Origin of the sequence: Pigmentiphaga aceris (assembly GCF_008119665.1) — a bacterium.
Taxonomy (GTDB): Bacteria; Pseudomonadota; Gammaproteobacteria; order Burkholderiales; family Burkholderiaceae_B; genus Pigmentiphaga; species Pigmentiphaga aceris.
Map to the genome: position 1 here is coordinate 4659366 of NZ_CP043046.1, position 13860 is coordinate 4673225.

Here is a 13860-nt window from a genome sequence, read left to right on the forward strand (position 1 = left end):
CGCACGCGCCGACCTACGGTCCGCCTGTTTTCTCCGGCTGCCAGCCAGGTTTACGTCTTCATGAAGCTGATCGGATCGCTCACCAGTCCTTTCGTCCGCAAGGTACGAATCGTTCTCGCTGAAAAGCGTCTGGACTATCGATTCGAGCTGGAAGACGTGTGGGCAGACGATTCGCAGATTCAGCAGTTCAATCCGCTTGGCAAGGTGCCGGTGCTGATCACCGACGACGGCAGCGCCATCTTCGATTCGCGTGTGATCGTTGAATACGTCGACACACTGTCACCAGTCAGCCGGCTGATTCCCAGTGCCAGTCGCGAACGCGTGGACATCAAGTGCTGGGAAGCGCTGGCCGATGGCCTGCTGGACGCTGCCGTGCTGATCAACATCGAGAAAACGCAGCGCGACGAAGGTGCACGCAGTGCCAAGCTGGTGGCACGCCAGCAGCGCAAGATCGATCATGCGCTGGTGATGCTGTCGAACCAGCTGGGCGACAAGGCGTTTTGTACCGGGCGCAATTACACGCTGGCCGATATCGCCACGGGTTGCGCGCTGGGGTACCTGGACTTCCGCCGTCCACAGCTGGACTGGCGCGCCAGGCATGCGAATCTGGCGGTGCTGTTTGAGAAGCTCAGCCAGCGCGCTTCGTTCATCGACACCGTGCCCTTGGTGCCCTGACAGGCGTTACGTCTTCGCGAGCGTTACGCAGACGCGTCCTGTTCGCTTACAGACGGTCGGCACCGCAGTTGGCTGGTTGCCAACACTCGACGCCGACATGACAACAACATCGCTTACCTCAAGAAGCGATGATCCCGCCCCCCAGGCACACATCCCCGTCATACAACACCGCCGACTGCCCAGGCGTCACCGCCCACTGCTTCTCCGGGAACGACAGCGAGAAGCCTTCGCCACCCGCGCTCTGCAGTTCACACGGCGCATCCTTCTGGCGATAACGGGTCTTCGCACCAAAGGTGCCGGCTGCTGGCGGTTCGCCTGCAATCCAGCTGGGCTGGTCAGCCGCCAACGTGGCGCTTTGCAGCCACGGGTGGTCATGGCCTTGCACCACGTACAAGGTGTTCTTGGCCATGTCCTTGCGCGCCACATACCAGGCGTCGGCAGTGCCGTCTTCCTGCTGCCGCCCTTTCACACCACCAATGCCCAGGCCCTTGCGCTGGCCCAAGGTGTAGAACGCCAGGCCCACGTGTTCGCCGACCTTCTTGCCGTCTGGCAGCTTGATCGGGCCGGGTTTGGTCGGCAGGTATTGGTTCAGGAAGTCACGGAACGGCCGCTCACCGATGAAGCAGATGCCGGTCGAATCTTTCTTGGCCGCGTTCGGCAGGCCGATCTCGTGCGCAATGCGACGGACTTCGGTCTTTTCGATTTCGCCCAGCGGAAACAACGTGCGTGACAACTGCGCCTGATTCAGACGATGCAGGAAGTAGCTCTGGTCCTTGCTGGCGTCCACCGCCTTCAGCAATTCGAAGCGGCCGTCAGCCGCTTCGCGTACCCGGGCGTAATGACCGGTGGCGATGCGCTCTGCGCCCATGCGCATGGCATGGTCCAAGAAAGCCTTGAACTTGATCTCGGCATTGCACAGCACGTCGGGGTTGGGCGTGCGGCCGGCAGAGTATTCGCGCAGGAATTCCGAGAACACGCGGTCTTTGTATTCGGCTGCGAAGTTGACGGCCTCGATTTCGATGCCGATCAGGTCGGCCACGCTCACTGCATCCAGCAGGTCTTGCCTGGTGGAGCAGTATTCAGAATCATCGTCGTCTTCCCAGTTTTTCATGAACAGGCCAACGACTTCGTAGCCCTGCTGCTTGAGCAACCATGCGGAAACCGACGAGTCGACCCCGCCCGACATGCCGATGACGATGCGACCTTTGCCTGCCATGCTTGAAACCTGATTTGAATCTGGGTGGGAACGGGTGCGGACACCCGGCCTGGGAACCGGCTTACGCCGGTCCGATTGCGTTGGGATGCGTGTACAGCGCATCCAAAGATATCCACGGCCGACCTGCGTTGCGCGCAGCCAGATAGTCATCGACGCATTGCTGCATCAAGGGACTGCGGTGTTCGGCCTGCCTGGCGTGCAGTTCGTCGGCGGAAATCCAGAATGCGCGTCGAATGCCTGTATCCAGCTTGCGCGTGAGGTCAGGATCGCCCACTTCGCCGACGAAGGCAAAGCGCAGATAAGCGCGATCCGGCTCGCCAGAACGCCCGGCGAATCGGGACATATAGATGCCAAGCAAACCCACCGGGCGAAACGCGTGTGCGGTTTCTTCCAGGGTTTCGCGTATGGCGGCGTCAACCAGTGATTCGCCCGGCTCAAGGTGGCCGGCCGGCTGATTCAGACGCACGCCATCGGGCGTGTCTTCTTCGACGATCAAAAAAGCGCCATCGCGTTCGATGACGGTGGCGACCGTGACTGCGGGCTTCCAGCGGATATCCATGCGGCATTTTAGATCAGTTGCCGTCGAACCCGCTTCACAAGCGACCACAACCAACCGGCCGCGCCAATTCTGGAAATCCGCACAACTTTTCTGGCCTGATTCCGAAATCTCGGAATTCTGCGTTTAGCCAGTCGTAAGTTTCAAAGAAAATCCATATAAATCAATAACTTAACCATCAAGGGAAAACCCTATAAACAATTGGCATAGGCATTGCATAAACGGATACAAGTCAAACCCTATCCGGAGGCACGTCAGATGCCCGCACAATCCACCAGTGGCGCTCACCCCACCGCTGAAAGCCCCAAAAAGCGCGGCTGGTTCCCCAGCCTGTACGTCCAGGTCATCATCGCGATTGTGGTCGGCATTTTGCTCGGTCACTTCTACCCCGACGCGGGCGTTGCGATGCAACCCTTCGGCACCGGCTTCATCAAGCTGATCAAGATGATCATCGCCCCAATCATCTTCTGCACGGTGGTGATCGGTATCGCCGGTATGGAAGACATGAAGAAGGTCGGCAAGACCGGCGGCTACGCGCTGCTGTACTTCGAGATCGTCAGCACCATTGCGCTGATCGTCGGCCTGGTCGTGATCAACGTCGTGCAGCCGGGTACCGGTATGCATATTGATCCGGCTACGCTCAATACCAAGGATGTTGCCAACTACATCAAGCCCGGTCAGATGCAGTCGACCACCGAATTCGTGATGAATGTCATCCCGAACACGGTCTTCGATGCCTTCGCCAAGGGTGAGATCCTGCAGGTGCTGTTCTTCGCCGTGCTGTTCGGTTTTGCGCTGCACCGCTTCGGCGGCCGTGGTTCGGTGGTGTTCGAGTTCATCGAGAAAAGCTCGCACGTGCTGTTCGGCATCGTCGGCATCATCATGAAGGTGGCTCCGATCGGTGCCTTCGGTGCCATGGCCTTCACCATTGGCAAGTACGGCGTGGCCTCGCTGACTTCGCTGGCCAGCCTGATGGCAACCTTCTACATCACCTGCGTGCTGTTTGTATTCGTGGTGCTTGGGGCGATTGCGCGGTACCACGGCTTCAGCATCGTGAAGTTCATCAAGTACATCCGTGAAGAACTGCTGATCGTGCTGGGTACCTCGTCGTCGGAATCGGCGCTGCCGCGCATGATCGCCAAGATGGAAAAGCTGGGTGCCAAGAAGTCGACCGTGGGCCTGGTGATTCCGACCGGTTACTCATTCAACCTGGACGGCACTGCGATCTACCTGACCATGGCGGCCGTGTTCATCGCGCAGGCAACCGATACGCACATGACCTGGGGTCAGCAACTGACCTTGCTGGCCGTGCTGCTGCTGACCTCAAAGGGTGCAGCGGGCGTGACCGGCAGCGGTTTCATCGTGCTGGCGGCAACGCTGTCCACCGTGGGTCACGTGCCGGTTGCCGGCATCGCGCTGATCCTGGGCATCGACCGCTTCATGTCGGAAGCCCGTGCATTGACCAACCTGGTCGGCAACGGCGTGGCCACCATCGTGGTCGCCAAGTGGTGCGGTGAGCTGGATACCGACAAGCTTGATCGGGAACTGGCAGCCGGCCCGAACGTGCTGCCTGACGAAGCCATCGTCGATACCCCCGATCGTCCGATCGACACCTCGGCCCCCATCGCCACGGCACGCTGAAGCACTGCGATGTCCACGTCTGATACAGTGGGTCGCCCCGAACGCGGGGCGGCTTTACCCCCCTCAGACGTGGCGCTACTCGCAGACATGCAGCATTCCTCCCCGGCCAAGCGCCGGCAGCGCCTCTTGCGCCTGCTGGCCGCCATCCCCCTGCTGGCCCTTGCGGCCTGGGCCGGTGGCGAATGGACCTGGCGCATCCAGCTTGACCAATTGATCGGTCAACAGGCGCAGGAACTCCGCACGCAATCCATGCGGTTGCACGAAGTCATCGACCGCTACGCCAACGCTGCTGGCGTGGCGGCATTGCACCCTGCCATCCAGGACGTGCTCAAATTCCCCAATGACCCGGTGCGTGTCGATCGCGCCAATCGTTATCTGCAGGAATTCAGCCGACGCCTGGATACCGATGTGGTCTACGTGCTGAACGAAGCGGGTGTCGGCATTGCCGCCAGCAATTGGGACAGCCCCACGACCTTCGTTGGCATCGACCTGTCCTACCGCCCCTACTTCAAGGAAGCCTTGGGACGCGGACATGGGCAGTTCTGGGGAATCGGTACGACCAGCAATCGCCCCGGCTACTTCTTTGCTGAAGCCATGCCCGCCGAATCACCTGCAGGCGTCGTGGTGGTGAAGCTGGAACTGGCGCGTATTTCTGCGCGTTGGCAACCGCCCGCCAATCACACGGTGGCGATTGACGATCTCGGTGTGGTCTTGCTCAGCTCGACCCCCGACTGGCAATACCGACCACTGAAACCCCTGCCCCCCGATGTGCTGGCGCGCTTTCGCAGCACACGCCAATACGAGGGGCAACGCCTGGACCCGATTGGCGTGCAACTGAAACGCCAACTGACGCCAGGTACGTCGCTGGTCACCCTGGGCACCAGAGAGGAATCCAGCCGGGCCGAACCCATGCTGATGAAGCAGGCCCCGGTCGGCCAGTTCGGCTGGCAGGTGGTGAGCTTCACCGACCTGTCGGGGGTGCGTCTGGTGGTGATGTTGGCCCGTGTGCTGAGCGTGCTGGCTACCGCACTGTCCTTGCTGGCCATTCTGTTGATCATCCAGCGACGCCGCGCCCGCAAGCAGGAACGTACTGCGCGTGATGCGCTGCTGCGCGCCAAGCGCGAGCTGGAAGACAAGGTGCGCGAGCGCACCCACGAATTGATGAGCGCCAATGCCAGGCTGCGTGATGAAGTCAGCGAACGCGCACGCACCGCCGATGCCTTGCGCGCCACACAGGACGAGTTGGTGCACGCCGGCAAACTGGCGGTGCTGGGCCAGATGGCGGCCGGCATCACCCATGAATTGAATCAACCGCTGGCGGCCTTGCGTGCGCTGTCGGAAAACACCCAGCTGCTGCTTGAACGCGACATGCGCGACGATGCGCTGGACACGGTGGCACGCATGGCGGGCCTGGTTGAACGCATGGCCGGTATCACAGGCCAGTTGCGCCTGTTTGCACGCAAGGGAACGGTGTCGCTGGAAGCCGCATCGGTCGCTCCCATGCTGGACAGCACCAGCCTGCTGCTCGATGCACGGATTCGCGCCCGTGACATCGTGGTGGTGGAACATGGCGTGTCAGGCGTGGCGATTCTGTGCGATCCCAGTCGTATGGAGCAGGTATTCGTCAATCTGCTGTCGAACGCCATCGACGCATTGGCGGGCGTCGTCGCGCCGCGCATCGATATCGTCGTCACCAGCAACGGCAACCGCGTGCGGATTGCCATCTGCGACAACGGCCCGGGCGTGCCTGACGACATCATGCCGCGCGTTTTCGACCCGTTTGTCACTGCCAAAGTGGCGGGTGCCGGGCTTGGACTGGGCCTGACCATTTCTCAAAAAATCCTGCGCGATATCGGCGGTTCGCTGTACGCGCGCAATCTGCCGGACGGCGGTGCCGAATTCACGGTCGACGTCCCGGCCGCTACGCCACAAACGGAAAGCTTGCATGCATGACGACCTCACCGTATTGCTCGTCGACGACGACGAAGCCGTGCGTTTCGCCTGTGCCCAGGCCCTGCGCCTGCAGGGCTTGAAGGTCGAGCCCCATGACTCGGGCGAGTCGGCGCGTGCACGCTTGCGCGCCGGTTTCCCCGGCATTGTCGTCACCGATGTCCGCATGCCCGGCATGTCTGGCCTGGCCTTGATGGAAGCGGCGCTGGCCATCGACGACAAGTTGCCGGTCATTCTGGTGACCGGTCATGGCGACGTGGCGATGGCCGTGCAAGCCATGCGTGCCGGTGCCTACGACTTCATCGAAAAACCGCTGTCCACCGCCGACCTGCACCGCGCCGTGCTGCGCGCACTGGAAAAACGCGCGCTGACGCTGGAAGTCGACAGCCTGCGCAAGCGTTTCGAGACCGAACGCGATATTTCCAGCCGCCTGATCGGCAGATCACCGCAGATGGAAGCCTTGCGCCAGACCATTATGCACATTGCCGACGCCGCCCCTGACGTGCTGATCATCGGGGAAACCGGTAGCGGCAAGGAAATGGTGGGGCGATGCCTGCATGATTTCTCATCGCGCAACAAAGGTCGTTTTGTACCGGTGAACTGCGGGGCCATCCCGGAGCCGCTGTTTGAAAGCGAGATGTTCGGCCATGAGTCGGGCGCGTTCACCGGGGCCGTGAAACAGCGCATCGGCCGGCTGGAACATGCCGCCGGTGGCACCTTGTTCCTGGACGAAATCGAGTCCATGCCGCTCAACCTTCAGGTGAAATTCCTGCGCGCCTTGCAGGAACGCCAGATCGAGCGTCTGGGTTCCAACGATGTGGTGCCAGTCGAACTGCGGGTGATCGCCACCACCAAGGACGACCTGCTGCTGGCCGCACGCGACCAGAAATTCCGCAGTGACCTGTACTACCGCCTGAGCATCGTGGTGCTGGAAATTCCGCCGCTGCGCGAGCGACGTGAAGACATTGCGCTGCTGTTCGAACACTTCATTCTGCACGCCGCAGAGCAGTACCGCAGGCCAGCGCCACTGGTGCCGGAAGCCTTGATGCGTCGCCTGACCGCCTACGACTGGCCGGGCAATGTCCGGGAACTGCGCAACGTGGCAGATCGCTTTGTGTTGGGCGTGTTGTCGGCCCCGTTCCTTTCTGAAGCCTCTGCCCCGGCCGCCGACACGACTCAATCACTGAGCGACTTGGTCAACGATTTCGAACGCCAGGTGATCGTCGATGCGCTCGCGCGTCATGACCAGAATGTGGCAGCCGCTGGTACCGCATTGGGCCTGCCCCGAAAGACGCTGTACGACAAGATGCGTCGTTATGGGTTGTCGCGCCGCAGCAGCGAGACAGAACTTGGCGGCACAGCAGATTGATGAGATCCCGCGCGAGCGATGGGTGGGTGAAATAAGGCTGATACGGTGCATCCAACCGTATCAGCCCTTTTCTTTTGCGGGTCCGTTTTCAGGCTGTCAAGGTCAGGCAGCTAACAAGGCTGCATCCAGCGCCTCGACCCAATGCCGCACTGGAATGTCAGTGCCGCCTTGCAGATGCACCAGACACCCGATGTTGGATGACAGGATCATCTCCGGCCGCACCTGCGAGATGTGGCCCAGCTTGCGATCACGCAAGGTCTTCGACAGCGTTGGCTGCAAGACTGAATAGGTACCCGCCGACCCGCAACACAGATGCGCCTCGGTGAAGGGCTGCAAGTGGAAACCAAGGTCCCGCAGCAGCTTCTCGGTTACCGGACGCAGCGCCTGCCAGTGCTGCAAGGTGCACGGCGGATGAAACGCGACGCGCTCGGCAGGCAAGGTGCCGATGCGGGCACGCAGTTCCGCCACATGCGGTGCCAGCAGTTCTGCGATGTCACGCACATGGTCCGACACCAGACGTGCGCGTTCAGCGTATTCCGGGTCGGCACGCAGGTGGTGGCCGTACTCACGCACCGTGGCACCACAGCCCGACGCGTTCATCACAATGGCTTCCACCTCGCCACGTTCGATCATCGGTGCCCACGCATCGATATTGGCGCGCATCTGCGCCAAGCCCCCCGCCTGGTCGTCCAAGTGAAACTTGACTGCGCCACAGCAACCCGAGCCACGCGCAACCTGGGTACTCATGCCGACGGCATCAAGCAGGCGGATGGTTGCGGCGTCGATGGCGGGAATCATCGACGGCTGTGTGCAGCCCGCCAGGATCAATATCTGGCGTGGATGCTCGTTGCGCGGCCGCAGGCCGGCTGCACGACGGCGCGGCACCTTGTTTTTCACCGCCTTGGGCAGCAGCGGATGCAGCATCTGACCAGCCCGCATGGCCACGCCGAACAAGGGCGAATTCAGCCCCTTGCCCAGCACATCGCGTTGCAATTGTTGGGCGGGCGGACGCTGCACCTGGGCATCCACTACACGCCGGCCGATATCGACCAGGTGGCCATACTGCACCCCGGACGGACAGGTGGTTTCGCAGTTGCGGCAGGTCAGGCAGCGATCCAGGTGGGTCTGGGTTTCCACCGTGGCAGGCTTGCCTTCCAGCACCTGTTTGATCAGATAGATGCGACCACGCGGGCTGTCGCGCTCATCGCCCAGTATCTGATAGGTGGGACAGGTGGCCAGGCAGAATCCGCAGTGCACACAGCGACGCAGAATGTCCTGCGCCTCCAGGCCGTCGGCAGTGTCTTTGAACTCGTCGGCAAGATGGGTTTGCATGGTCGCTCAAAGGTAGGAATACATGCGGCCGGGGTTGAAAATCCCCTGCGGATCGAACTCGCTTTTCAGACGGCGATGAATGCCTTCCACCACCGGATCAAGCGGGTGGAATACCCCCACGCGACGTGCTTCGTCGATCGATTCGGGCCGGAACAAGGTGGCGTGGCCGCCCAATGCAGCGGCAGCGCTGCGCACTGCCTCGGCAGGTTGCGTGGTCGATACCCAGCGCTGCCCGCCGTTCCATTCGATGACGGTATCGCCCAATGCCAGCGGCGGCGTGACAGGCGGCACCGACACGCGCCACAGGGGGCGAGCGGCAAAGAACGGCAGGGTCTGTTCACGCAGGGATTGCCACCATGCGTCGGCTTCAGCAGCAGGCACCACGTCACCGCCCAGGCGCGCGCGCCCGGAATCCACCGCGCTGGGTGAGCCAGACAGACGAATGCGCAGCTCACCGCCGCCGTCTGCCGCCACCCAGGAACTGGCCGTGATCGGCAGCGGTTGCGCGCCCCATGCGGCCAGACGTTCGATGGCGGCGGCTTCGAGCATGGCGTAACGCAAGGTCAATTCGCGTTCGGGCCGGGGCAAGACCTTTACCGATACTTCGAGCATCACGCCCAGCATGCCCAAGGACCCCGTCAATATCCGCGACACGTCATACCCCGCCACGTTCTTCATGACCTCGCCGCCGAAGGTCAGCATCCGACCGTGTGCATCCAGCAGCTTCACGCCCAATACGAAGTCTCGCGCTGACCCTGCTGCTGCCCGCCTGGGACCGGACAAGCCAGTGGCAATACAGCCGCCCAGCGTCGCACCAGGGCCGAAGTGCGGAGGTTCGAACGCCAGCATCTGGCCGTTTTCAGCCAGCAGTGACTCCAGTTCGACCAGCGTGGTGCCAGCGCGAGCTGTCACCACCAATTCGGTTGGTTCGTAACTCACGATGCCCGCGTACTGACTCATGTCCAGCGCGGTGCCAGTGCCTTTCATGCCCAGAAAGTCTTTGGTGCCGCCACCGTGAATGGACACAGGTTTGCCGCTTGCCTGCGCAAGAATCACCCGCGCGCGAAGGTCGGACAGCAAGGAATCCATGAGTACAGGGTCTTCTTGTAGGGAGGGGTCGGATGGCGGATTGGGGAAAGATGGTGAGATCAAAATCGGGGCAACTCAGGAAAGCGCAGTTCACCGGCATGCACATGCATGCGTCCATATTCCGCGCAACGCGCCAGCGTCGGAATCACCTTGTTCGGATTCAACAGACCACCCGGATCAAAGGCATGCTTGACGGCATGGAAGGCATCCAGCTCTTCGCGCGTGAATTGCACGCACATCTGGTTGATCTTCTCGATGCCGACGCCGTGTTCACCGGTAACCGTGCCGCCAACCTGCACACATAGCTCCAGAATCTCCGCGCCGAAGTCTTCGGCCCGACGCACTGAATCCGGGTCGTTGGCATCGAACAGAATCAGCGGGTGCAGATTGCCGTCACCGGCATGGAAAACGTTGGCGCAACGCATGTCGTAGCGCACTTCCATTTCCTGGATCGCCAGCAACACACGGCCTACCTGCCGGCGGGGAATGGTGCCATCCATACAGTAATAATCAGGCGATGCGCGCCCGGCCGCGGGAAATGCGTTCTTGCGCCCAGCCCAGAAGCGCAGCCGTTCAGCTTCGGATGCCGACACTTGAATACGTGTGGCACCACTGCGCTCGAACACATCGGTCATGCGGGCAATTTCAGCAGCAACCGTCTCGGGGGTGCCATCGGATTCGCACAACAAAATGGCGGCGGCGTCCAGGTCATAGCCCGCCTGCACAAAGGGTTCGACGATGGCCGTGGCGCGCTTGTCCATCATCTCCAACCCTGCCGGGATGATGCCGGCAGCAATGATGCCGGCAACCGCATCGGCGGCCGTCTCGACATGATCAAAGCTGGCCATGATGACCTGCGCCAGCGCAGGTTTGGGCACCAGCTTCACGGTCACTTCCGTCACCACGCCCAGCATGCCTTCCGACCCGATGAAGACCGCCAGCAGGTCCAGACCGGGTGCATCCAATGCCTCGCTGCCCAGCTCTGCGATGTCGCCATCCATGGTGACCATGCGAACCCGCAACACGTTGTGCACCGTCAGCCCGTACTTCAGGCAATGCACGCCGCCAGAATTTTCAGCCACATTGCCGCCAATGCTGCACGCGATCTGGCTGGATGGGTCTGGCGCGTAATACAGGTTGTAGGGCGCGGCGGCTTCAGAGATCGCAAGATTGCGCACCCCGGGCTGCACCACGGCCGTACAGGTACGGGCGTCGAGCCTGCGAATCTGATTGAACTTGGCCATGCCCAGCAACACACCACCGGCATGCGGCATGGCACCCCCCGACAGACCCGTACCCGCGCCCCGCGCCACCACGGGCACCTGCAAACGCTTGCACAGCCGAAGAATTTCCTGCACCTGGCTCTCGGTCTCCGGCAGCACCACCACCATAGGCAGTTCCCGGAACAGCGACAGGCCATCGCATTCGTAAGGCCGAACTTCTTCTTCGCGATACATCACGCAGTGCTCGGGAACCACATGGCGCAGCGCCGCCACGACCTCGGCCTGTCGGCGCGCAATCGTCAACGCATCCTGAGCAGCATCGAGGGGGGCGTTCATTGGTGACTCTCCATTGATCCAAAAGCGTAACGGCCTCGTAAGAGATGGACCAGCGGAGGAAACCCGCAAAGTCACACCCTCGCAAACGCTGAAAGATGACAAGCAGGGTGTTACAGAATCAAAGTTGTTGTTTGTGCGAAGCGTCTGGGTTTTCCCTTGCAACTGACCCTCTTTCGCTTACCATTTGTTTTGGTTTTGATACTAAGGCCTCGTCTCCACCCGTGAATTCGCATTCCACCGCATCCGATCCGCCGCGTGTACGCCTTTTCGATCTTGATCTGGTCGCTGTCGACTTTGCTCAAGCAGTGACATTGCTGGTCACAGAAGCGACACATTCCGGCAATGGTGCCAAGGTTGTCGCCACGCCCAATGTGGACCATCTGGTGCGACTCGATGGCATGCCGGCATTTCGTGCCCGGTATGCCCATGCGGATTATCTGTTTGCAGATGGCATGCCCTTGGTATGGGCCAGCCGCATGTTGGGCCGCCCGTTGCCGGAACGCGTGACCGGATCGGATCTGACCGTTGCGCTGTGCAAGGAAGCTGCGCGTCATGGTTGGCGAATTGCGATGCTGGGCGGCATGCCTGGCCAGGAAGCCACGCTGAAAGCCCTGTTTGCAAAGACCTATCCGGGTTTGCAGGTTGAAATTCGTTGCCCGTCCATGCAGTTCGACCCGGTCGGCGCTGAGGGCAACGCGGCAGCACAGTGGATTCGTGAGTACGCCCCGCAATTGATATTCGTGTGCCTTGGCATGCCGAAACAGGAAACCTGGGCCTTGCATCACGCGCCCGCGCTGCGTGGCGGTGTGGTGCTGTGTGTGGGCGCGGCAATGGACTTCGCGCTTGGTCTGCAGCGGCGTGCGCCGCTGGCAGTGCAGAAATCCGGCTTCGAGTGGCTGTGGCGGCTCGGCAGCAACCCCCGTCGTCTATGGCGTCGTTATCTGGTCGATGACCGGAAGTTCCTGAGCCTGCTTTGGCGGGAATGGCGTCGCAGCCGCGACGCCAGCAACTGAAGGCGAACGCAATGTCGGAACGCCTGACGCGACATGACCGTCTTTTCTTTGTACTGGCTGGTGCGGGCAGCGCCGTGCTGGCCGTTGCCCTGTTCCTGGGCCTTCAATGGCGCTGGGAAGTAGAAATGAACGACAAAAGCCTGCTACTGGTGATTGCCGTCAGCACTTTCACGATCTTCTATCGCTTCCCGCTGCTGCTCAGCGCGCGCCGCACCTTGTACATGGCCAGGCGCGCCATCGGCCGCTGGATCAACCTGATGGTGATCGTGCTGATGGCCTACTTCCTGGTGCCCAGCATGAACGCGTCCGTGCCCAGGGAAATGATGGAGCTATGGGCGCTGCTGACCTTGCCGGTGCTGTTGCTGGCGTTGATCGTCATGCGCAAATCGGCGTTGGGGCTTTATGCCAGCGCAAGCGAGGTGCGCAAGGCCATCTTCCTGCTGCCCGGAGACGAAGCAAATCTGCTGGGCATGCGCCTGCGCCGTTCGCCCGTGCTGGGTATTGAGGTGGCTGGCTATTACGGTGAACCGCCAAGTGCCAACCCCGATCGGATCGTCACCGCCATCGACATTCCGCCTCCCTTGCCCAGACTGGGTGACCTGAACGACGCCTTGAAGGCTATATCCACCAACACCTACCACGTGGTGTTTGTTGGCATGCGTGTGCTGCAACAGGAAAAAGAACGGGAAGTTGCGCAGGCCCTGGGAAATTCGACCGCCTCGATCTACCTGGTGCCCGAAGCACGCCTGTTCGGCTATTTCACGATGGCCAGTACCGATATCGCGGGTGTGCCGCTGCTGGCGCTGCACGAGAACCACATCCTGGGTCTGTCGCGTCTGCTGAAACGCACGGTGGATCTGGTGTTGAGCGCAATTGCCCTGACCATGCTGGCACCGATCATGTTGATGATTGCGCTGGGCATCCGCTTCACGTCCCCCGGCCCGGTGTTCTTCCGGCAAGCCCGATATGGCTTGAACGGCGAAGCGATTCAGATCTTCAAATTCCGCAGCATGCACACCAAGCAGACGGTGGAAGAAAGCACGATGGTCAAGCAAGCGGTGATGGGCGACCCGCGCGTGACCAAATTGGGCCGATTCCTGCGAAAGTCGTCGCTGGACGAATTGCCTCAGCTCTTCAATGTGCTGATGGGCGACATGAGCCTGGTCGGCCCACGACCGCACGCCGCCGCACACAACGAGATGTACCGCAGCCTGATCACCGGATACATGCTGCGGCACACCGTCAAACCGGGCATCACTGGCTGGGCCCAGGTCAATGGCCTGCGCGGTGAAACCGAGACACTCGACAAGATGCGACGTCGCATCGAATACGATCATCACTACATCCAGAACTGGTCACTCAATCTGGATATTCGAATCATGTTCATGACTTTGCGCACCCTCTTCTGGGACAAGGCGGCGTACTGAGTCTTCACCGCGTCGCCCGGGCGACGCGCCGCC

The 13860-nt window shown here is 61.3% G+C and carries 11 protein-coding genes; 6 read left to right on the forward strand and 5 right to left on the reverse strand.

What is annotated here, in order from left to right:
* Positions 1-60 precede the first annotated feature (60 nt).
* Positions 61-675 (forward strand): glutathione S-transferase, encoded by a 615-nt coding sequence (locus tag FXN63_RS20225; protein WP_148816953.1) that lies wholly within the window; start codon positions 61-63, stop codon positions 673-675.
* A 118-nt stretch (positions 676-793) separates the two neighbouring features.
* On the opposite strand, the gene mnmA is transcribed toward FXN63_RS20225, so the two are convergent.
* Entirely contained in the window at positions 794-1891 is a 1098-nt protein-coding gene (gene mnmA / locus FXN63_RS20230; protein WP_148816954.1) for a tRNA 2-thiouridine(34) synthase MnmA, read from the reverse strand.
* A 61-nt stretch (positions 1892-1952) separates the two neighbouring features.
* Complete coding sequence (locus tag FXN63_RS20235; protein WP_148816955.1) at positions 1953-2450, reverse strand: NUDIX hydrolase; 498 nt, start codon at positions 2448-2450, stop codon at positions 1953-1955.
* Between the two features lie 255 nt (positions 2451-2705).
* Here FXN63_RS20235 and FXN63_RS20240 point away from each other — a divergent pair, with 255 nt between their 5' ends.
* The 3 genes from FXN63_RS20240 to FXN63_RS20250 all read left to right on the forward strand — a co-directional run bounded on the left by FXN63_RS20240 (position 2706) and on the right by FXN63_RS20250 (position 7407).
* The gene (locus FXN63_RS20240) at positions 2706-4088 is read left to right on the forward strand and encodes a dicarboxylate/amino acid:cation symporter (protein ID WP_148816956.1); all 1383 of its coding nucleotides are present in this window, start codon (positions 2706-2708) and stop codon (positions 4086-4088) included.
* A gap of 87 nt (positions 4089-4175) precedes the next feature.
* The gene (locus tag FXN63_RS20245) at positions 4176-6041 is read left to right on the forward strand and encodes a sensor histidine kinase (protein WP_187394960.1); all 1866 of its coding nucleotides are present in this window, start codon (positions 4176-4178) and stop codon (positions 6039-6041) included.
* Complete coding sequence (locus FXN63_RS20250) at positions 6034-7407, forward strand: sigma-54-dependent transcriptional regulator (protein ID WP_148816958.1); 1374 nt, start codon at positions 6034-6036, stop codon at positions 7405-7407. The genes FXN63_RS20245 and FXN63_RS20250 overlap by 8 nt, the downstream gene beginning before the upstream one ends.
* 102 nt (positions 7408-7509) lie before the next feature.
* On the opposite strand, the gene glcF is transcribed toward FXN63_RS20250, so the two are convergent.
* The 3 genes from glcF to FXN63_RS20265 are packed head-to-tail and all read right to left on the reverse strand — an operon-like array spanning position 7510 to position 11387.
* Positions 7510-8739: a glycolate oxidase subunit GlcF gene (glcF, locus tag FXN63_RS20255; protein ID WP_148816959.1), complete on the reverse strand. Its 1230-nt coding sequence runs from the start codon at positions 8737-8739 to the stop codon at positions 7510-7512.
* Between the two features lie 6 nt (positions 8740-8745).
* Positions 8746-9828: a glycolate oxidase subunit GlcE gene (glcE, locus tag FXN63_RS20260; RefSeq protein WP_148816960.1), complete on the reverse strand. Its 1083-nt coding sequence runs from the start codon at positions 9826-9828 to the stop codon at positions 8746-8748.
* 59 nt (positions 9829-9887) lie between these two features.
* Positions 9888-11387 (reverse strand): FAD-linked oxidase C-terminal domain-containing protein, encoded by a 1500-nt coding sequence (locus FXN63_RS20265; RefSeq protein ID WP_148816961.1) that lies wholly within the window; start codon positions 11385-11387, stop codon positions 9888-9890.
* Positions 11388-11608: 221 nt separating this feature from the next.
* On the opposite strand from FXN63_RS20265, the gene FXN63_RS20270 reads away from it, so the two are divergent.
* A complete protein-coding gene (locus FXN63_RS20270; protein WP_246164910.1) occupies positions 11609-12400 on the forward strand; it encodes a WecB/TagA/CpsF family glycosyltransferase in 792 nt (263 codons plus the stop codon).
* 11 nt (positions 12401-12411) lie between these two features.
* Complete coding sequence (locus tag FXN63_RS20275) at positions 12412-13827, forward strand: undecaprenyl-phosphate glucose phosphotransferase (RefSeq protein ID WP_187394961.1); 1416 nt, start codon at positions 12412-12414, stop codon at positions 13825-13827.
* Positions 13828-13860 lie beyond the last annotated feature (33 nt).

What these genes read in the sequence shown, in the direction of transcription:
- FXN63_RS20225 (WP_148816953.1), top strand. Translation starts at nt 61, where the DNA reads ATGAAGCTGATCGGATCGCTCACCAGTCCTTTCGTCCGCAAGGTACGA.
- mnmA (WP_148816954.1), bottom strand. Translation starts at nt 1,891, where the DNA reads ATGGCAGGCAAAGGTCGCATCGTCATCGGCATGTCGGGCGGGGTCGAC.
- FXN63_RS20235 (WP_148816955.1), bottom strand. Translation starts at nt 2,450, where the DNA reads ATGGATATCCGCTGGAAGCCCGCAGTCACGGTCGCCACCGTCATCGAA.
- FXN63_RS20240 (WP_148816956.1), top strand. Translation starts at nt 2,706, where the DNA reads ATGCCCGCACAATCCACCAGTGGCGCTCACCCCACCGCTGAAAGCCCC.
- FXN63_RS20245 (WP_187394960.1), top strand. Translation starts at nt 4,176, where the DNA reads ATGCAGCATTCCTCCCCGGCCAAGCGCCGGCAGCGCCTCTTGCGCCTG.
- FXN63_RS20250 (WP_148816958.1), top strand. Translation starts at nt 6,034, where the DNA reads ATGCATGACGACCTCACCGTATTGCTCGTCGACGACGACGAAGCCGTG.
- glcF (WP_148816959.1), bottom strand. Translation starts at nt 8,739, where the DNA reads ATGCAAACCCATCTTGCCGACGAGTTCAAAGACACTGCCGACGGCCTG.
- glcE (WP_148816960.1), bottom strand. Translation starts at nt 9,828, where the DNA reads ATGGATTCCTTGCTGTCCGACCTTCGCGCGCGGGTGATTCTTGCGCAG.
- FXN63_RS20265 (WP_148816961.1), bottom strand. Translation starts at nt 11,387, where the DNA reads ATGAACGCCCCCCTCGATGCTGCTCAGGATGCGTTGACGATTGCGCGC.
- FXN63_RS20275 (WP_187394961.1), top strand. Translation starts at nt 12,412, where the DNA reads ATGTCGGAACGCCTGACGCGACATGACCGTCTTTTCTTTGTACTGGCT.